The sequence below is a fragment of the Neisseria sp. P0022.S009 genome (assembly GCF_051956675.1).
GTDB lineage: Bacteria > Pseudomonadota > Gammaproteobacteria > Burkholderiales > Neisseriaceae > Neisseria.
Map to the genome: position 1 here is coordinate 514,172 of NZ_JBQCXE010000001.1, position 19,521 is coordinate 533,692.

Below are 19,521 nucleotides of genomic sequence, written 5' to 3' on the forward strand. Positions count from 1 at the left end.
CAAAAATAATCAAATGCTTTGGATAAGCAAAATTAAAAATTGGGCGGCGGTCAGGTATAAGCTTTTGCGCCATAAGGAAAGTGCGCCGTTTATCCGTTGGGTCAAAGTGCGGCTGCCTGAAATTTGGCGCAAACCGTTTTGCTGTAAGGATTGGTCAAAGTCTTCAGGAGCGTAGCGGTTGTCGGCAAAGTCTTGGAACACGCGGCGGTCGAAGTGAATGCGGATATGGCAGTACAACAAAACCGCTGCTAAGACGAGTAGCACCGCAAACCAAGCACCACCATATTTTGCCGACAAGGCGAGCAGCAAGGCATTGCAGGCGGCAACATAATGTGCGGTAGAGAGTAGGTGGGCAGTAATACGGCTATCGGTTGCGTTGTCCATCATTATCCTTGTTTTAAACGGTTGGCCGCAGCTTCGACTACCTGGGCAGTGGCCGGCGATAATACCATTTGCGGCCGAGCCTGTTTGAGTTCGGCCTTCGCCTGCGCCAAGTCTTTGCAGCCACCATAGGCCAGCAGCCACGTCAGCACCACTGTGGCACTTCTTCCATAACCCAAAGCGCAACATACCAATACTTTACCGTGTTTTTGGCGCAAGGTTTCCAATATCGAGGCCGTCTGAACCAAATCGTTTTCAGACGGCGTTACCATATCCATTAAAGGCAGGGCGCGATATTCTCCTTGATAGCTACAGCAGGGATATTCAGCGCATACATCCAATACGGCAGGCAGATGGTTTGAAATCCCCAAAACGCTGCCAATCCATACATCATGGCGGACTGGTGCCATTTTTGCTTTACCGCGTAACCAATACGCCATGTTTAGCCGCACGCCCACCAGATAAGGCAACAGCAAAACCGTAGCTGCCGCCGATAATTTACCGTTAGCCTGTTTTTGGAATACGTTTGCATTCCCAGTCAAATAGGCAAAGGCCACCATCAGCAAAGACACGCTAATCCATATCAACCACAGCCACGCGCCACCCAGCAACGCGGGTAACGTCGTCAAACACGCACCAAGCAAATACAGCACCGCAATCTTTCTTGAGTGTACATTACTCAAGCCCAGTTTAAATGGCGAAGTCATCTGACGCGGGAAAGCCCACAACACCAGCCAGCCGAGCAATGCTCCGGTCGGCACGTCAATAAAATGATGTTGATAAGTCGTCAGTACCGACAAGGCAATCAGGCTTTGCCATAAGAAAAGTGGCAGGCGGATTTTTGGAAAGCGCGTCCAATAAAATGCACCTACGATAATCGCCAGCGCGATATGCAAAGATGGCGCTTGGTTGTATGGCAAATCAAATGCAGCCAATGAATCAAACAGCCAGCCTGACAGCCCATCAGCGGGCGGTTTGGGCCATCCGAAACGCAGCGGAAACAGCACGAAGCAAGCAGTCGCAATCAGTTGGGCAGCTACAAGGTGCGCTACATATCGGTTTTGTTCATGTGTATCACGGCAAAGAAAAAATGCCGCGGCATACATCAGGTTCAGCGACCAATAAGGTACAATCGTCCATGCCCAAAACGGAATATTGCTCTCCCATGCAAAAGCGATTTCAGGCACATAGTCCAGCGATGCCGCGTAATGATTGGAGATGCCGTAGCTGGTGTAGAACAGGATACCGACTAAAATCAGCTTGAGCAGGGAGGTTTTGAGGGAGGATTTCATGGATAGGTACATGGTTTAAATAAGGCCGTCTGAAAGTTAAAAAATTGTTCAGACGGCCTTTATTTTTATTTCTTCACTGCCAAGCTCACGGTGAAAATACCGTCTTCGTCTATCCATTGATGGATTTTTTCAAAACCGGCTTTTTCAACCAACTGATCCATTTCCTGCTGACTGCGGCGGCGCATTACCCAGTTTGGGCTGCCTGCTTTGTGGCTGGTCAGGGCACGGGCAATCATTTCCAGTTGCGGATGCCACGGCTGGCCGGTGTAAATCAGGTAGCCGCCGGTTTCAATGGCTTCGCCGAAGCCGTAGAGCGAGTTCAAAATCAAATCGTTGTCGGCAAACAATTCATGCAGGCCGGAGACGATGCCCAGGGTAGGGCGCGGCTGTAAATCGTGATAATTGGCGCGGTCGTAGGCATTGACTTCATTGAAGGTTACCGTGTTTTGCAAGCCGCGCTCGGCAATCAGCTTGCGTCCGGCTTCGACATTAATCGGGCTGTAATCGCGCAAGCGTACGGAATCAGGCAATGTGTCGGCAGTCAGGGCATCCAATACATAGCGGCCATGACCGGATGCAATATCCAAAACGTGTACAGGTTTCCCTGCTTCACGCAGTTTGGCTGAGGCCGTCTGAATGGCTTTGCCGATATTGACTTTGCGTTGGCGGATACCGCGCCAGCCGATGGCGTTGAGATAGTATTTGTCCACCCATACACCGAAAGCATTGCTGCCTTGCGGTTGATTGCGGTAAACGTAATCCAGTGTGCTGCCCGAATCAAAACCTGTTTCTTGGCCGATTCTCAAGCCTTCACTCCAGCGCGAACCCAGTTTGAGCGAGGCACGATATATTGCCCAAAATGCACCGCGAGGTGTACAAACAGGCAAAGGCGTAGCCAGTTCGTCAGCTTCGCGACGGCTGTCTCCAAATAAGTGCGCTTGAGTCAGATCGACTTGTTGTAAAGGCTGATTGAAACGCTCGCGGATAAAACGGCGCATTTCGACAAATGCAATTTCACGGTTTTGCTCACCTAAAGTATCGTGGTAGAAACCGGGCAGGATATGGCGTTCTTTAATATGGCTGCTCAAACGGTTGTAGAAATCGTGTTGCGGTTTGTGATGAACAACCCAATCGCTGCCTGAAATCAACAGTTGTACAGGCGTAGTAATCGCTTGTGCATCGGCAACGACGCGCTCGGCCGCTTCATATAAACCCAGCAGAATACGCACAGAAATAGCGCGGGCAATAAGCGGATCATTGTCGTAGCTTTTTTGACGTTCGACGTTGTGGGTCAGATAGTGGGCTTTGACGTAGCTGTTGACAAAGAAATTGCCACGCCATTTTTGCATAATTTTCAAACCGGTACGGGCAAACGGAACATAGAGTTTGACTTTGAATGCAGGCGAAGCCAATACGGCGCAACGGATTTTCGGCGCGTAATCGTGCAACCAAGTAGAAACCAATACCGCTCCGACACTTTGCGCAATCACGCAGATGTTTTCAGGTTTGATGCCGTATTCGCTTTGAATGTGTCGGATAAAATCATCTACATCTGAAACCGAAGTGCCAATACTCGGACTATCGCCGCGTTCACCAGGGCTGTAACCATGACCGCGCGCATCCAAAGCAAAATAGGCAAAATCATCAAAGCCCAGCTCGTCCGCCACAAACATCATCCTGCCGGAGTGCTCATGTCCGCGATGGAACAGCACAATGGCTTTGTTGGAAGAACCATCGGCAGCAGGGCGATAGCGGTAGAAAAGCGAAGTACCATCTTGGGTAGAAAAGTATTTTTGCTGTTCGGACATGAGAAACTCCTAATAGTCATGTTTTTAAACAGTATCATGGCATATCAAATAAATGCAATGATTATCCGATAGACGGACGAATGAAATGATGGGGAGATATGTTAAGTGCCGATTATGGTTGATACGATGAGTCAGTCAGTGGTTCATTTAAGATTTCTAGCATTTTTTTCTCATGATCTTTTATCTCGCTTTCTGTCCAGTTTTCGTAACTCATCATAATAGCTTGTTTTAAGCTATCATAAGTATCCTTTTCTTTGTAATACTGCCGTTTCCAATCTGGAAGTTTATTACTGAAACTGGAATTTTTACTTTGAGATAACAAATATAGATTGCCAAAATTATCTAAGACATTTGTATCTAATTTATCTAGGCCAAAATCTTGAGAGGGATTTTGTGGGTAATGGTGCTCAACCGAGCTTCTAAAACTAAATCTAAAATTTTTCCAGATAGATTGTTTAGATTGGTCAATAGCTGAAAAGACCTCTACCTTGTCTTGATATTTCCATAATTGATAATCCAATCGATTAAATACAAAATTTGGGACGTTTACTCCATCATTCCAAGACTTATGTACTGAAGGGGCGGTGTAATTATCATTTAAGATAATTTTCATAAAATCCCTGTTTCCATTGCAGTTGTTTTCAAAATAAAATTTATCGCAAAGATTTTCAAGAAACTGAATATATGTCTCTTGAGTAATACTTTTCTTATTCTCGAATAACCAACGCAATGTAGCATATAGCCAGTTTTTATAGATTCGGGATGGATTAGAAACATGAAACATAGAAAGCAACATTATTGCATTCTTGGTTTTATTATTGGTTTCTTGAGTATCAATGGAATCGCCATTGTCGATACCAAAAACATTTTTATAGTAATAATTCTTTGATTCTTCTTTTTTGATTTCCCATAAAGACCAATGCTCATTTTCTGAATGTAGTGAATTTGACTTAATAATATATTTATCAAATAAATATCGACAAGATAGCAATGTATCTATGAAATTTACAATCTTTTCTTTGTTCCAGTCTTCATTGTCAAAAGCACGCCAAAGTTCTTTTTCATCCAGAGGAATCTTTTTAAAGGTAGTTTTGTTAATGCCGGTAGGAAATTTTTCTAGATAAATTTTCAAGATATGCATCAAAAAGTTAGGAAAATCAATAACGGAATTAAAACGCCCATCTGTCTGCTCGTTTGTTTTTTCTTGGGAAGAGTGAATATCCTCATTATTGGCGGTTATCAATTGAAGAATTGATTGTTCTTCATTTGCGGAGCCGTTATCTGAATGTTGAGTTTTTTCTGTATCAGCAATATTCTCAATAATTTCATTAAATTTTTTTGGAATAGTATTTTCCCAATTCTTGCCAAAAATATTTTCTCTAAGTGACTGGTTAATTCCCATTACAACATATCGGCTCATGTCAGAACACGCATCCCAAATTTTGGCGAAAATAGAGCGTTCACTATCTGTGTCTAAAACCTCCATTAAAGTAGCCTTGATAATCTCATGTTTTTCTAATTGCTCTCCCCGCGTATTCATAATTTCAAAGTAATGATTGAGGTCGGTGTCTTTGGGTACTTCGGTTCTAATAATTTTGACATTTTCTTGTAAGAACTCTGCCAAACTCATTCTCTCTTCTTTTGTCCTATCTGTTTCCCAATATTTTTTTATTGATTTTAAAGCATTTTTAAAAACATCAGGTATAGAGTCGGAGTCAAGATCTTCTAAGGCATCGTCGGAGTCATGTCTATGCTCAAAGTATACATTTCTAACAAAGGTATCTGATTTTAAGTAGTGCATGATTAAAGTCAGTGTGGTCAATCGTTGTTGTCCGTCTATGACTTCTAAATCTCCATTTTCTCTTTTATAAATGACTAAGCTGCCAATATAATAATTATTCTTATTTTTTGCATTCCATAGGTCTTGGATAAGAAGGCTGATCTCATCATCTCCCCATGCGTAATTACGTTGATAAATAGGAATAATATATTTGTCTTTATTTAAATTTAATAATTCATTTATGGTTAATGTTTTTACGTAATCATTATTTGTTTTCATCTTTAATTTCCAAAATCTCTTTTATTTTAGGGTCTACATGTTTTGAAAAATTGACTTTTCCGGTTTGTTGAATAAAACGCATTACTTGTTCGGGAGTAATGGATCTTTCAATATAAGAAATTAATCCGGCTGGAGCACTAGCCTTTTTCTCAATGGTCGTGAAGGTAATGCGCTGATATTCTACCCGAGTACGGTAAGCCCATAGAAAAGCTTTGGTTATAAATTCTTCAAAATGGCTTTCTCCAAATTTATCAAAGTAGAACAATACGGTACATTCAAATAAATTTCTAATGTATTTATCACCAGTTCGATAGCTGTATTTATGATTGTTTAAAAAAGTCATTACTCCTTTTTCTAAATCAATTCCATTAATAGAATGAATTTTATCTAACAATCCATCCTTTTCTTTGAATAGTTTTTCATAGATGGCTGTATAATGTTCAATGTAATCAAAGAAATATTTTCCATTGATTAACACTTGTGTGGCCTGAAATGCTGATATTGATCGATATAAAAATGGATTTTCATGTAATAATTTTTGTATGGTATGAGTAGCTAATATTCCGTGTAAGTAAGGATAATCAACTTTTTCATGAACGCCTTTAAATGTATCTAATTCATCTGATGTAAATATTTCTGCATTCTCTTTGTAATGCCAGCGGCGAAGTCTAAATAAGATATAATTGATAATTTTATCTAAATTATTTATATCATTAGACATTGCAGATTTTTCCCAGCGTTCGACACATTGGTGAATAATCCGCTCGTCTTTATCTCTCATGTCTCTTAAATGATAGGCTTTTAAGAGGTCATAAGATTCTAAAGGTTTGCCTCTGGCATTTTGTGAATCAAAAAATTGAAAAGCCTCATCTAAGTCATCTAATTCAATACAAACCATTTCACACCTGTTAAGGAGGTAATCCTTAAATTCATTTGTGAAATTATAGTTTTTAAGAAAATTATAGTTCGTTGTAATATTATTTTTGCTGATGCTATGATTCGGTTTTTCCTTTAAAAGAGACACATCCTTCCCCAGTTTATGAAGCAATAACGAGAGTGTAATAAGCCGCTGTTGGCCATCTACTATTTCAGATATTTCAGAACAGTCTTTATTTTTATTTAAAACAATTGTTCCGATGCGGTATATTTTTTTCCCCTCCCTAAAATTTTGGAGCAGGTCATCGATTAATTGTTGTACATTTTTGATTGTCCATTTGTATGGTCTTTGATAATTAGGGATACTCAAATTTAATTTAAATATGTCATCAATCTTGAGTATTTCTGCTTTTTCTATGCTCATATATATACCCCTTAGTATGAAAAATAGGTAAACATTATAGACTACAATCGGCAAACTACTACCGACATATCATCATAAACTCTTTGTTTCGCAATTAATTTACGAAATACAGTCAGACGGGACTTATCGTTATCATATTGTTGCCAAATTTTTTCTCTTATTTCTTCCGATAGGGTGTCGCTTAGGCCGTCTGAACAAAGCAGCAGGCTTTCTCCTGCTTTAAGCGTAAGTTCGATATGACACATTTTGTCTTGGAATTCGGAATAATCTGCTGCTAGATAAGAAGAAACGCCGCCATATATGGTGGTGAACTCTTCTTCTTTTTTATCCGACAAACCATCCAGCAATTCGGAGAGTATCGAGTGATCTTGGGTCAGTTGCTTCCATTTTCCTTGTGTATCAATCAAATAGGCGCGACTGTCGCCTACGCTGATGATTTTGGTTTTGCCGGTGGTTTGGTCAATTTCTGCGGCAACAAAAGTGGTTGAGGAACCAAAATAATCTTCTGCCAACTCTTTAGATAAAGCGGCTTGTATATGATTGATGGTTTGACGGCTGAGTTTGGCTGTACGGCTTAATAGGTGCATGGCTAATTTGCTGGCCTTTTCGGGACGGTTGCTATTGGAAATGCCGTCAGCTATCCCGATGATAAAGCGTGGACGGGTTTCAAGACGTGTTTCAGCGGTCTTGAGTTTATATTGAAACACTTGTTCGCCGTTAAAAAGGGCATCTTGGTTGTGCTGTTTGTTGCTGCCGATTTGTTGGCAAAAGGTGATTTCGCAAAATTTGTTCATGATTTGTCCGTTTGTTGGGTGAATATTCGCTGCAGGCTTTTCATTGTTTCTAACTCTCCGGATTTACACTTGGGCAATACGTTTGAAATTTGATAATTAAGGTTAAAGGCTGTCTGAACAGTTTTCAGATGGCCTTTACTGCGTTTAACCAAGCACTAATTAACTGCTAATTTTACTGTGTTTTAATACATCCATCGAAACCCGAATACACATTTAAAAAGGAAATCAAACATGAAAAAATTCTTATTGACCGCCATCGTTGCTTTGTCTGCCGCTACTGCCGGTGCCAGCGATTACATTGAACAAAAAATCTACAGCGACAAAAACTTCGAGCAAAATCGTGCTAAAGCCGTAAAAATGTTGGAACAACGTGGCTATCAAGTTCACGATATTGACGCCGATAGCCGTCGAGGCCAGCCTGTGTTGGATATCGAGGCTTTTAAAGATGGTCGTGAGTACGACATTGTTTTGTCTTACCCTGATTTGAAAATTATTAAAGAACGCATCGACTATTAATATTTTGATGCAAGGCGGATTGTCGCAGGGCTTTTGGGTTCTGCGACAGTTTGCTATTTAGGTATTTAAAGAGTGTAAGCGGCATGTAAATTACCTAAAATAAATGAACTAAATATGTTTTTTATTTTCCATTTAATTCAAAGTGTTTGATGTTGGGAATCATGATATGGATTTGAATGATTGGAAGGAAAATGGCCGGCCGAAGCAGATGGGCGACCAAGGCAAACCTTTAAACGACGGTGTATCTGCCGATTCCCAACAGGACGTTGATTTTTGGGATCGCAATCGAAACAATACTGTTGAAAACGAAGTTGAGGTTGCGGCTGAAACGGTAGAAATTCAGGAGGCGGTAGAAGATCAGGAAGCAGTTGAACATTCTGAGATGCCGTCTGAAAAAAGTGAAAAGAAAGCCAAACGCAAAAAAGACAAGGCGAAAAAGAAAAAAAATAAAGCCGAGGATTTGAATGCGCCTGATCTGTTGGGTACGAATAAGGGCGTGGAAACCATGTTCCGCAACGCTGTACGCTCGGAGATGGAATTGTTGGCGCTGGCGGCAACCAAAGCGAATATTATGATTTCGCTGAATGGTTTTATCGTGTCTGCACTGATGATTTCGGGCGCGTTTATTTTTTCATCGTCGCCCGAATTTCTGATTCCGGCCAGTACGTTTATGATTACTGCCGCCGCGTCTATCGTGTTTGCGTTACTTTCTGCTTCGCCGGAACGTATCGGCAAAATGCAGGCGGCGCGGACATGGTTTAAGGATTTTATCCGCGGCCGTTCTAAACTGCGGGATTTGAAAACCCGCCTCAGTAGTACTGAAACGCGCTTTTTTGGCGGCAGCCAACCCAATATTTTGATTTATGAAGACCGTGTGAAACTGCAAAAAGATCAATATTGGGAAATGATGCAGGAGATTATGGGCGACCGTAAACAAATCTATGAAAAGATGAGCGACCATCTTTATTGGCTTGGTTTGTTGGCGGACAAACAGTTCAAATACATCAATTTGTCTTACGCGGTATTCCGCTGGGGCTTGCTGGCTTCACTGGTGGCATTTATCGGCGTGAAAACATTGCCGTCATTGCTGATACCGCCGGCCAACAATGCGGCAGAGCTGCGTTCGCTGGGAATCAATATGTTTAACGGTGTGTATGAGCCTTCCGCCGTACAACAGCTTCCGGACGGCAATTTGTTGATTGCGGAAGACGAACCCAACCATGCGTTCAGTATTGTCAGCATTGATAAAACCGGCAGGTTTGTGGAAGACGAGGCATTGGATACACGCGTGATTACCGGTTTCAAACGCCGCCTGAGCGACTTGGAGGCTTTGGCGCGCGACAATGAAGGCTTTATCTACGCGCTGACTTCACATTCGCGCACCCGTAAAGGCAACCGTTCACCCGACCGCGAACATCTGATGCGCTTTAAAATCCAAGATGGCAATGTGTTGGGGCTGACCAGTTACGACAATCTGACGCAGGTTTTGGAAACCGACCACAAGCTGCATGATTTGATTCGCGAGCAAACCAAGGCTGAAGTTTCTTTTGAAGAAATCAATATTGAGGGCATGGCGTTTGATCCGGTAAAAAAACGTCTTGTTTTGGGATTCCGTGACCCTGAGTTCAACAACATGGCTTTGGTTGCATTTATTAGCAATCCGAAAGATGTATTTGAGCGCAATGCCAAACCTGAATTTGATGAAGTGGCGGTGATTGATATTGATGGCGGCGGTATCCGTTCCCTCAACTATGATCCTGTGTTGAAAACTTACGTAATTGCCAATGAAGTGAAGGATGAGAATGGACAGAAATTCTCGCAACTGTGGACTTGGAGCGGCAACCCGACCGATGAACCGCAAAAAATCTCACTGCCTAATCTGCAACACATCACCAACGTCGAAGCCGTCGATTCGATTACCGTTAACGGCAAGCCGCAGATGATTTTGATGGGCGACGAAGGCAATGCTTCGCAGAAAATTACTGCCAAGTATATGTTGGTAGATTACAGTCAGCTGGGTAAACAGTAAGTTATCTTGGCTACTGGATAAAAGGCCGTCTGAAACCATAAACTTTATGGTTTCAGACGGCCTTTTTGTTTTCAGTAAAACAGGTTGATGGGTTGAAACGGTGATTAACCCAGGAACGCGGACAGGTTTCAGACGGCCTTCAAGCCATTGATGACACGTTTGTAGCAGGTATAAAACAATGCCGCGCAGGCGAGCCACATAAGGATATAGAAAAGAGAATGGAAGCTGCCGGCGACTGCATACCATACGGCCAATGCGCCGATAAAGAATGCACGGTCGCTTTTGCCGAATGGCCCGTCATAACGTCGGCCGTTGCCATGAACTTGTCCCAAAACGCCGCAAAATTCAGTCATTGCCGCCAGCCAAATAAACAGGGCAATTTGTACGCCGCCGAAGGGCGCGATAAAGGCAAAAGGCAGATACAAAGCAGCATCGGCGGCAATATCGGTGATTTCATTCAAATAACCGCCTAATGCCGATTGTTGACCGAATTCTCGTGCCAGCATACCGTCCATCGCATTCAGCGCCATGCGGACAAACAACCAGATCGGCAAAAGCCAGAATAATGTGGATACACCTGCAAACAATGCTAAAAGCAAACCGATCAAAATGGAAACGGCGCAGGCAAACAGGGTGACCTGATTGGCAGTAATGCCTTTTTGATACAGTCTCTTAACGATGGGGCGCAACAGGTTTTGAAATTTTGGTTTCAGGGCGTAGATGCTCATAATTATGCTATATAAAAGAAAATGAAGTGCCGTGATTATAGACGAAATCCGTTATAATCCGTCAATCTTCGAATCACGCGGTTCGCAAACCTCCCGCGTTAACAAAACTAGGAATTTACAATGGAAAAACAGCAAGCCCTCGTTATTTTTTCGGGCGGGCAGGATTCAACGACCTGCCTGATTCAGGCAATTCAAACCTATGGCCTTGAAAATGTGCAGGCCATCACTTTTCAATATGGACAACGCCACGCCATCGAATTGGAGCGCGCGCGTTGGATTGCCCAAGATTTGGGCGTGAAGCAGACCGTGCTCGATTTGAGCCTAATGCAACAGATTACGCATAACGCGTTGATGGATGATACGGCGGCGATTGAAACGGCTTCAGACGGCCTGCCCAATACATTTGTAGATGGGCGCAATGCTTTGTTTTTGCTTTATGCCGCCATTTACGCCAAAGGGCAGGGGATACGCCATATCATTGCCGGCGTGTGCGAAACCGACTTTTCCGGTTATCCCGACTGCCGCGATGTGTTCGTCAAGTCGATGAATGTTACGTTGAATCTGGCCATGGATTACGCTTTCCAAATCCACACGCCCTTGATGTATTTAACCAAAGCGCAAACTTGGGCATTGGCGGATGAAATGGGCGTGTTGGATTATATTCGCGAGCAGACGCATACTTGTTATAACGGCGTGGTCGGTGGTTGTCATGAATGTCCGAGCTGTATTTTGCGCGAACGCGGCTTGTCAGAATATTTGGAAAGCAAAAAGGCCGTCTGAATTAAGAGGGGCATCTATTTCCAATATCCAGTAATACGAAAAGGCCGTCTGAACAATTCGTTTCAGACGGCCTTTGGTTATGTGTTTTGTTCTGCTTAGAACAGCAAATCTTCCGGTTCGCTGCTTGCCGGAGCCTCTTTCACAGGCGCAGAGGCCGGGGCAGTAGCCGGTTCGGAAGCGGCTTTAGGCGCTGAAGCAGGCGTCTCGGCCGGAGTGGTTGCCGGTTTGGCAGCAGGTTTTGCCGGTTTCACCGGAGTCGGACGAACGCTTTGTTTCGGTTCGGATGCTGCCTTGTTTGTATCGTCGGTAGCATCGACTTCGATTTCGGTGCCTTGAGGCAATACCACATCTTTAGCAGGAGCCGGTTTCGGCATGACTTTTGGTTTGCTGTAAGCATCCGTGCCGCTGGTCCATGCCAAAGATTTTAAAGGCGATTTGAGTTTCACGCCTTTGGCGCAGGTCAGACAGTTTGCCGCGCCGGTGCGTCCTTTCAGGATTGCATCCACACGCGCTGCAGGAATGGTTTTGCCGTGCGCTTTTGCCCAAGCGGCAATGCTTTTTTTCAGGGCAGCCGTATCAAGATTTTTCTTGTTGTACGGATCGCGATAGGCAGCCAGCCACAAGTTTTGGTTGGCATCTTCGTTCAGGCTTGCCATTTGGTAGATAACAGAGGCAGGAGCACCTGTTGCGATGGTTTTGGCAAATTCCAATGCGTCAGGCGATTTCATGCGCACGCAACCATGGCTGCGGACGCCGGGCACGCTGGCAGGGGCATTGGTGCCGTGAATGCCCAGGCTCAATTTAGGGTCGCCAAGGCGGACAAATACGGGACCCAGCGGATTATTCGGACCGGCCGGTACGCTTTTTACGCCGTCATTGCGTTCTTTTTGGATGGATTTAGGGATGTGCCAAACCGGGTTGTAGGCTTTGGCGCCGATTTTGTGTTCGCCCAGAGTGGTTTGAGTCATGGCTTTGCCGACAGCAACAGGATAAATTTTGCTCAGTTTGCCGTTGTCGTAGAGGAATAGACGCTGTTGCGTAATATTGATAACGACGTGTTGTCCGGAAGAGGCGGGAGAGACGTCTGGAATAAGTGTGTTTGCAGCAGCGGCCGAGGTTAGAAGGGCGGCTGTCAGGCCAAGGAATAATTTTTTCATGTCGTCTTTTTTTGTGGGGATTGAAATGAAAGTTTTTGGCGCATGATACCTGAAACTCTGTGTTTTTGTGAGAAAATATGCGCTTTCGGTATTGGAAGGCTGTCAGACGGCCGGTAAGCGGCTGTCTGACGGAAACGGTATGAGTGTGAAAGAACGGTATCAAGAGGCGGAAGTTTTTTCTTTGGATTATGAGGGCAGGGGTGTTGCCAGAGTCGATGGGAAGACTGTATTCATCGGCGGTGCGCTGCCCGGAGAGCGTGTAACGTTTGCCATTCATAAAGAAAAAAAGCAGTTTGCAGAAGCTCAGGTCGAAACGGTTTTAAAACCTTCTTCCGAACGCGTGGAGCCCGCTTGTTGCTATTTTGATACATGTGGCGGCTGTTCGCTCCAACATGTTTCCTTTGGCGCGCAAGTTGCATTAAAGCAACGGATTTTGGAAGAGCAGTTGGAACGGATAGGTAAGGTCAAGCCGGAGATAATTTTGCCTCCTTTATATGGTTTCTCCTGGTATTATCGCGATAGGGCGCGTTTAAGTGTTGCGGTGGATAAAAAAGGCCGTCTGAAACTCGGTTTTCAGGCTAAAAAAAGCCATGATGTCGTCAATATCCGCCATTGTTCTATTTTACCTAAACATGTTTCTGATAAATTGCCTGATGTCCGAAATTTGCTGCAAAAGCTGCATGATGACGGTGTGAAAGTGAAATTTGTTGAGTTTTATTGCGGGAGAAATGTGACCGTACTCAACATTCGTTTCGTAAATCAACCGTTTGGACAAATATTAAGCGAATTGCGTAATTGGTTTGATAAGATATTGTCGGGTGCTGAAAAAGCATGGCAAATATGGCTGCAGGATCATGCCGAATCCTTGCCGTTTTATCCCGAGAATGTGCCTGCTCTGAACTATGATTTTGCTCAATTTGATGTAGAAATGCCTTACAAACCGGGTGATTTTACGCAGATTAATGCGCAATTGAACGAAGTGATGGTGGCAAGGGCCGTCAGACTTTTAAACCCTCAAAAAGGGGAGAGGATTGCCGATTTGTTTTGCGGTTTGGGCAATTTCAGTTTGCCGCTGGCGAAAAGTGGCGCATCGGTTGTCGGTATTGAAGGCGCCGATTATTTGGTAGATAGGGCAAGGGAAAATGCCCGCCTGAATCGTTGTGCCGAGAATATGACGTTTTCTGTTGCCGACTTGTTCGATACCGATGAAAAGACTGTCGAGTCATGGGGGAAATTTGACAAGATGTTGCTCGATCCGCCGAGAAGCGGTGCTTATGCTGTTGTCAAATCACTACACAAACCGTTTTTGCCTCAGAAGATAGTATATGTTTCATGCAATCCATCAACATTTGCACGGGATGCCGGTGTCTTGGTGGATAAGGGCTATAAGTTTAAGGCAGTAGGAATCATGAATATGTTTGCACAAACCTCGCATGTTGAATCCATCGGTGTGTTTGAGTTGTAAATTGGTATCAAGTCCTTTATGTGAGTAGGGTTTTTAATGTAAAAATGAGTCCATTCATGTTATCATCATTCGTTTGGGGAATTCATAACGTTGAAGTTGCGCGTAAAGCAACAGATGTTAATAAATGCAGTTTGCAGCACAAGACCGGGAGGTGTTCTTGAACTATCAACTTTTAACTATTTTTTTGCTGGTGCTTTTTTTGCTGGTGTTGTTTTTTGTTCGTCATAAGCAAAGTAGCGAACAAAGAGGCAACTCAGGCAAACAAAGCGCACATGCATCAAAAGGCGGCCATAAATCTGCCGCTCATACAGCCTCCTCTGAGGATGGAAACGACTGGATTGAGAAAGTCAACCAGACAGTTTCCAATGCGGATAATCAAGATTGGGAATGGGGCGGAAGTGGCTCAAGCAATGCTACAGCTTCTGTTTCTGCACAAGAAGTTGATCCATTGACCGAATACCAGGTTTATAAACAGTTCGGTTATGAGAGTAAGGCCGCAGAGTCTTTGGCCGGGTATCTCAATACTTTGGAAGATGGTGCACCGGAAAAACTGGTTCATGAATTAATCGGTTTGAATCTGCGCGTCGGCAATATCGATATGCTCGCAGATACACTTGAGCGCCATAGTGCTTCCCTTTCTGAAGACAGCGTAGCTGAATACTTGAAAGCCGGTTTGGCTTTGGATTCAACCAACCTGCGCCTGCGCGTTTTTGCCGAACATCATCTCGGTTGGAATATGCAGGAAGTGGATCGTCAAATTGGCGAACAAAGCGGTTTGGAAGTTGCTTCCGACGAGCATATTGCCTTTGAGAACGATTCGGCCGAACGCATCGTCGTGCCAGGTATGGGCAAACGTGCGCCTATCGTATTAGGCAAGAAAGACTTTGGCGAAATCAGCCCTGAAGAGATGGGCGCGGTGATTGGTTTTGCCAAGCCGGAGCGCAGTGCAAAAATCCTGAAAGACAAGATTAGTTACGAGACTGCTTTGCATCAATACAACAAAGCAATCCAAACTTCTGCGAAACCTGCTGGTCTCATTATCGATGCCTTGCGTCTGGATTATCAGAATGAAGAAGTAGGGCAGTTTGCCAAGCATCTGTGGAAGCTTTACCACTCTTTGGGGCAATATGGCCGTCAAGTAAAAGAACGTATGCTTGGTTGGGGTTATAGCCTTGGTTATCACGAAATTTTTGATGATTTGGAAAAAGGGCCGTCTGAACAGCAAATTAAAGAGATTGGTTTGAAGCGCGGTTATATTCAGCCAAGTTCTTTGCAGATGAAAGCCAAATATCGCGATTTGGTTCAAAAAGATTCTTCTGTCATCAGCGCAAGCTCTTCACCTGCCGATGAAGCTCTGAAAGAAGTGGAATCTCTGTTGGCTTACGGTCAGTTGGATTTGGCTATCAGCACTCTGGAACAAGCTGTTTTACAGTATCCTCAAGAATCGCAGCTGTACATCATCTTGTTTGATTTGTACGAACGCGTCGAAGACTGGGGACGTTTAGAACAATTCCTGCGCCTGTTGCGCGAGCGTGTTGTCAGCCTGCCTGAAGAGGTTGTCTTGGCAATGAGCCGTCTCTTGCAACGAATGAACCAATATTCAAAAAAATAAGATAATCGTAGAAAGTACGAGTAATGAATAATCATTTACCAAAAATTAAAACCATACGGGTTATGTTACAGGAGATGGGTGAGCAACAGCAGGCGGTATTCCGTATGGCATTTAAAATGCACAATACGACGAATTACGTCATCGTTTCTCTTGATTCTGATGAAAAACCGGATTTGGTATTGGTTGATACCGATACGCCGGCAGGTGTAGAAGCTTGGAAAGAGTCGAAGAAAACTTATCCGGAAGTACCTGTGGCGATGTTTTCTTCTGAATTGCCAACCGTAACGACTCCTTATTTGGCCAAGCCGGTTAAATTCGATACCTTGTTTCCTGTTTTGCGCAGCCTGGCTCAGGGCGGGAATGTTTTTGAACCGTCTGAACAACAAGCGGCTGAAGAGAATAAAGGACAATCAAATTCCGATGGCGCAAGAAAAGCCACCATTCGCCGATTTAATCCAAATAAAGGCTTGTTGGGTGCGCTGAAATTTGCCAGTCAAGGACACCAAGATATTGCCGTCTTGCATGAAGGCAAGCCGATATTGATCGTGTTTCCCAGCATTCAACGTGTACTGCTGACAGTCAGTGCCAATGAGCTGGAGAAATTGTGTAAAAACGATAACTTGGCAGTTGTGTGTAAGGCTGTGCCTGATAATCCGCAATGGAAAGAGAAAGCCAAGGTTACCATTATGTCATGCTTGTGGCAGATGGCTATTTGGACTGCATCAGGCCGTCTGATTTATCCGATGACGCCGCAAACTGTCTTTACGCTCAAGCGTTGGCCAAACTTAACCCGTTTGGCGCATGTTCCGGAATCTATGCGTCTGTCGGCATTTCTGACGAAGACATCCGTTAATCTGAATGTTCTTTATAAAGTCATGCCATTAGAGATGCCTGATATTTTGAATTATTTATCGGCAACATATATAACAGGCTTTTTGGCGACAGATACAGAGTTTGCAACAGATGCGAATAATACGCCTTCCTTGAATGAACAGATTGATGTGAATAGCAAAGACGTACCTGAAACAGCAATGAGCAAAGAGGCTCAAAAAGTTGCCGGTCCGTCTAAAGAACAACCTCGCGGCCTGTTGCAACGCCTGATGCGTAAGTTGCTGGGTAAATCGTAAAGGACACGTCATGAAAGAAAATAAAATTATCTTTACCGGTCCTGTTGGCGTAGGTAAAACCACTGCAATTTCAGCTTTATCTGATGAACCGCCGGTTCAAACCGATGCATTCGCATCCGATATGACACTTGTCCGCAAGGGGTACACGACTGTGGCAATGGACTACGGTGTCATTCATTTGGATGAGGAAACCAAGGTTCATCTTTATGGTACGCCTGGTCAGGAGCGTTTTAATTTCATGTGGGAAATTCTGAGCCAAGGCAGCATGGGCTTGGTACTTCTTTTGGATAATACAAGAAGCAACCCATTGAAAGACTTGCAATTCTTCTTGGATGCGTTCCGAGAGTTGCTGAAAAAAGCGCCTTTGGTTGTAGGGGTAACGAAGATGGATATCCGCTCCTTGCCAAGCGTAGATGTTTATCAAAAATATTTAGCACAGAATAATTTTAATGTACCGGTTTTTGAGATTGATGCACGTCGAGAAGACGATGTAAAACAATTGGTTACTGCCATGTTGTTCTCAATTGATCCCGGATTAGAGGTATAAGATGGAAGCGACACTCTCTTTACAATCAAATTTATATCCTAAGATTACACCGGCAGGTGCGTATTATGCCGTTTCAAGCGATACGCCCAGCGCCAGCAGAACTTTATTGTATGGTTTGTTGCGCGCAGAGCCGTCTGAAACCATCAGCAGTGAAAAACTTTTGGCGTGGGCAGACACCAGCGATATCAATACCGCTTTAAACCTGTTGTATCGCCTCCAACGCTTGGAGTTTTTGTACGGAGATGAGGAAATCAGCACAGAGGACATCCATCTGACTGACGAACAATTACCGACATTGTTGGAACAGTTGTCGAATTCTGGCAAAGCTTTGTTGGCTGATGAAAACGGTTTGTATTTTGCCAATGCCAATTTCCATCATGAGGCAGCAGAAGAATTGGGTCTTTTGGCGAGCGAAGTAGCCAAAATGGAAGACAATCACCGTCTTTTGATCCGCAATAACCTGCATATCAATAATAGCGCATGGGGTATTTGCGATCCTTCAGGTCAAAGTGAATTGACCTTTTTCCCGCTGTATATTGGCATGACCAAACTGATTTTGGTAATTGGCGGCATGCCTGATTTAAATAAAGAGGCTTTTGTTACTTTGGTTAAAGTGCTGTACCACCGATACGGCAGCCGTTGATTTTTGCCTGACCGATATTTATTTTAGAATGGAGCGACTATGCAACAACTATTAATCTCTGTATTAAGCGATTTGAACAATACCTCTGCGGATATCACTGCTTCTGCAGTTATTTCTACAGACGGCCTGCCAATCGCAACTATGCTGCCTTCCCACCTGAATGCAGACCGTGTAGGTGCGATGTCGGCAACGCTTTTGGCGTTGGGTAATCGTTCCGTACACGAGTTGGCTTGCGGTGAGTTGGATCAGGTAATGGTTAAAGGTAAAAATGGCTATATTTTGCTGAGTCAGGCGGGTGAAAATGCAGTGTTGGCATTGATGGCAAAAGAAAGCGGTAAATTGGGTTTGATTTTGTTGGATGCGAAACGTGCGGCCAAACAAATTGCTGAAATCTTATAAAAGTTTTATAAATTAAAAAGATATAAAAATATTTTTGTTTTTATATAGATTGTTGCTTGACAGGCTTCTGATATTTTCTATATAATTTCATCTTTAATTCCCCGATAGCTCAGTCGGTAGAGCGACGGACTGTTAATCCGCAGGTCCCTGGTTCGAGCCCAGGTCGGGGAGCCAGATTTGAAAACCACCATCTTGTATGGTGGTTTTTATTTTATCTATTGGTTAATATTTTAAGATATTTTGATGATAATTGATTAAATGATTACACTTAATTCATCAGCCTTTATAGGAACAAATCATCAAGGTTACATCACAACCATCCATGTGAAAAGTGGAAAAGACTTTTGAAGATCTATAAATCGTAGCAATCCAAAAGATAAAACAATTTATGAAGTAAAATAATTTATGAAAGGTTAAAAATGATTTACTCAGCAAAGCTAAAAAAAATGGATGAAATAATTGAGGAATTTGCATATTTTTCTATAGAAAATAACGATCTATATTGTTTCCTTAATTGTTGTCCAATGGCTATTGAAGTGAATAAAGTTTACAATGTGGAACTTGACTATTTCATTATTGATGAGTTTATATTGGAAGAGGTTAATACAGATGAATCTGTTATTATTCCTTTTGAAAGAATAGGTGATAGTGCACAATATAAGATAACAGGTAGGCTAGATGGCAATACATTTACAGCTGGAAATATTTGCTTTGAAGATGATGCTCTTCAATTAGAATATTCTTATTTAGATGGCAGATTAATTACTTTAACTGTATGGAGATTAAGTATATCCGTAATTTCTGAAAGAATATAATCGTTATATTTTCTAAGAAAATTATTGTCTATATAAACCGTGCCGTCTGAAAAAATCCCAATTTTTTAG

18 protein-coding genes, 1 tRNA gene and 1 riboswitch are annotated in these 19,521 nt (G+C 43.2%); of the genes, 11 read left to right on the top strand and 8 right to left on the bottom strand.

The features are described from left to right. Positions 1-9: 9 nt before the first annotated feature. The 6 genes from ACTHUG_RS02455 to ACTHUG_RS02480 form a co-directional block, all read right to left on the bottom strand. Entirely contained in the window at positions 10-384 is a 375-nt protein-coding gene (locus ACTHUG_RS02455) for a hypothetical protein (RefSeq protein WP_440386091.1), read from the bottom strand. A 2-nt stretch (positions 385-386) separates the two neighbouring features. Further along, the gene (locus tag ACTHUG_RS02460; RefSeq protein ID WP_440386092.1) at positions 387-1,673 is read right to left on the bottom strand and encodes a phosphatase PAP2/dual specificity phosphatase family protein; all 1,287 of its coding nucleotides are present in this window, start codon (positions 1,671-1,673) and stop codon (positions 387-389) included. 65 nt (positions 1,674-1,738) lie between these two features. Then, positions 1,739-3,481 carry a bifunctional alpha/beta hydrolase/class I SAM-dependent methyltransferase gene (locus ACTHUG_RS02465; protein ID WP_308881758.1) on the bottom strand — a complete coding sequence of 581 codons (1,743 nt, stop codon included), beginning with the start codon at positions 3,479-3,481 and terminating at the stop codon, positions 1,739-1,741. A 112-nt stretch (positions 3,482-3,593) separates the two neighbouring features. Then, on the bottom strand, positions 3,594-5,540 hold the full coding sequence (locus ACTHUG_RS02470) for a DUF262 domain-containing protein (protein ID WP_440386093.1): 1,947 nt from the start codon (positions 5,538-5,540) through the stop codon (positions 3,594-3,596). Further along, positions 5,527-6,840 carry a DUF262 domain-containing protein gene (locus ACTHUG_RS02475; RefSeq protein ID WP_308881760.1) on the bottom strand — a complete coding sequence of 438 codons (1,314 nt, stop codon included), beginning with the start codon at positions 6,838-6,840 and terminating at the stop codon, positions 5,527-5,529. The genes ACTHUG_RS02470 and ACTHUG_RS02475 overlap by 14 nt, the downstream gene beginning before the upstream one ends. A 41-nt stretch (positions 6,841-6,881) precedes the next feature. Then, positions 6,882-7,634, bottom strand: coding sequence for a PP2C family protein-serine/threonine phosphatase (locus ACTHUG_RS02480; RefSeq protein ID WP_440386094.1), 753 nt, complete (start codon positions 7,632-7,634; stop codon positions 6,882-6,884). 231 nt (positions 7,635-7,865) lie between these two features. Here ACTHUG_RS02480 and ACTHUG_RS02485 point away from each other — a divergent pair, with 231 nt between their 5' ends. Both ACTHUG_RS02485 and ACTHUG_RS02490 read left to right on the top strand, forming a co-directional pair. Beyond that, entirely contained in the window at positions 7,866-8,150 is a 285-nt protein-coding gene (locus ACTHUG_RS02485) for a PepSY domain-containing protein (RefSeq protein ID WP_440386095.1), read from the top strand. Between the two features lie 382 nt (positions 8,151-8,532). After that, complete coding sequence (locus tag ACTHUG_RS02490; RefSeq protein WP_440386158.1) at positions 8,533-10,179, top strand: Pycsar system effector family protein; 1,647 nt, start codon at positions 8,533-8,535, stop codon at positions 10,177-10,179. Positions 10,180-10,307: 128 nt separating this feature from the next. Here ACTHUG_RS02490 and ACTHUG_RS02495 read toward each other — a convergent pair whose 3' ends face one another. Continuing rightward, entirely contained in the window at positions 10,308-10,907 is a 600-nt protein-coding gene (locus ACTHUG_RS02495; protein ID WP_440386096.1) for a CDP-alcohol phosphatidyltransferase family protein, read from the bottom strand. A 71-nt stretch (positions 10,908-10,978) separates the two neighbouring features. Next, positions 10,979-11,024, top strand: a riboswitch (PreQ1 riboswitch). A 3-nt stretch (positions 11,025-11,027) separates the two neighbouring features. Here ACTHUG_RS02495 and queC point away from each other — a divergent pair. Further along, complete coding sequence (gene queC, locus ACTHUG_RS02500; protein ID WP_049323921.1) at positions 11,028-11,687, top strand: 7-cyano-7-deazaguanine synthase QueC; 660 nt, start codon at positions 11,028-11,030, stop codon at positions 11,685-11,687. A gap of 95 nt (positions 11,688-11,782) precedes the next feature. On the opposite strand, the gene ACTHUG_RS02505 is transcribed toward queC, so the two are convergent. Continuing rightward, positions 11,783-12,844, bottom strand: a complete 1,062-nt coding sequence (locus ACTHUG_RS02505) for a L,D-transpeptidase (protein WP_188213518.1) — start codon at positions 12,842-12,844, stop codon at positions 11,783-11,785. A gap of 139 nt (positions 12,845-12,983) precedes the next feature. On the opposite strand from ACTHUG_RS02505, the gene rlmD reads away from it, so the two are divergent. From rlmD to ACTHUG_RS02545, 8 genes are all read left to right on the top strand, one after another. Further along, positions 12,984-14,309: a 23S rRNA (uracil(1939)-C(5))-methyltransferase RlmD gene (gene rlmD, locus ACTHUG_RS02510; protein WP_440386097.1), complete on the top strand. Its 1,326-nt coding sequence runs from the start codon at positions 12,984-12,986 to the stop codon at positions 14,307-14,309. Between the two features lie 124 nt (positions 14,310-14,433). Beyond that, a complete protein-coding gene (locus tag ACTHUG_RS02515) occupies positions 14,434-15,921 on the top strand; it encodes a 23S rRNA methyltransferase (protein WP_070822019.1) in 1,488 nt (495 codons plus the stop codon). 23 nt (positions 15,922-15,944) lie between these two features. Next, positions 15,945-17,048, top strand: a complete 1,104-nt coding sequence (locus ACTHUG_RS02520; protein WP_440386098.1) for a response regulator — start codon at positions 15,945-15,947, stop codon at positions 17,046-17,048. 10 nt (positions 17,049-17,058) lie between these two features. Then, the gene (locus tag ACTHUG_RS02525) at positions 17,059-17,595 is read left to right on the top strand and encodes a GTP-binding protein (RefSeq protein WP_440386099.1); all 537 of its coding nucleotides are present in this window, start codon (positions 17,059-17,061) and stop codon (positions 17,593-17,595) included. 1 nt (position 17,596) lies between these two features. Further along, positions 17,597-18,238, top strand: coding sequence for a hypothetical protein (locus tag ACTHUG_RS02530; RefSeq protein ID WP_003748732.1), 642 nt, complete (start codon positions 17,597-17,599; stop codon positions 18,236-18,238). Between the two features lie 39 nt (positions 18,239-18,277). Continuing rightward, the gene (locus tag ACTHUG_RS02535) at positions 18,278-18,637 is read left to right on the top strand and encodes a roadblock/LC7 domain-containing protein (RefSeq protein WP_003679682.1); all 360 of its coding nucleotides are present in this window, start codon (positions 18,278-18,280) and stop codon (positions 18,635-18,637) included. A gap of 98 nt (positions 18,638-18,735) precedes the next feature. After that, positions 18,736-18,811, top strand: a tRNA-Asn gene (locus tag ACTHUG_RS02540). Between the two features lie 245 nt (positions 18,812-19,056). Next, entirely contained in the window at positions 19,057-19,452 is a 396-nt protein-coding gene (locus ACTHUG_RS02545) for a hypothetical protein (protein WP_049323926.1), read from the top strand. The last annotated feature ends 69 nt before the right edge of the window (positions 19,453-19,521 follow it).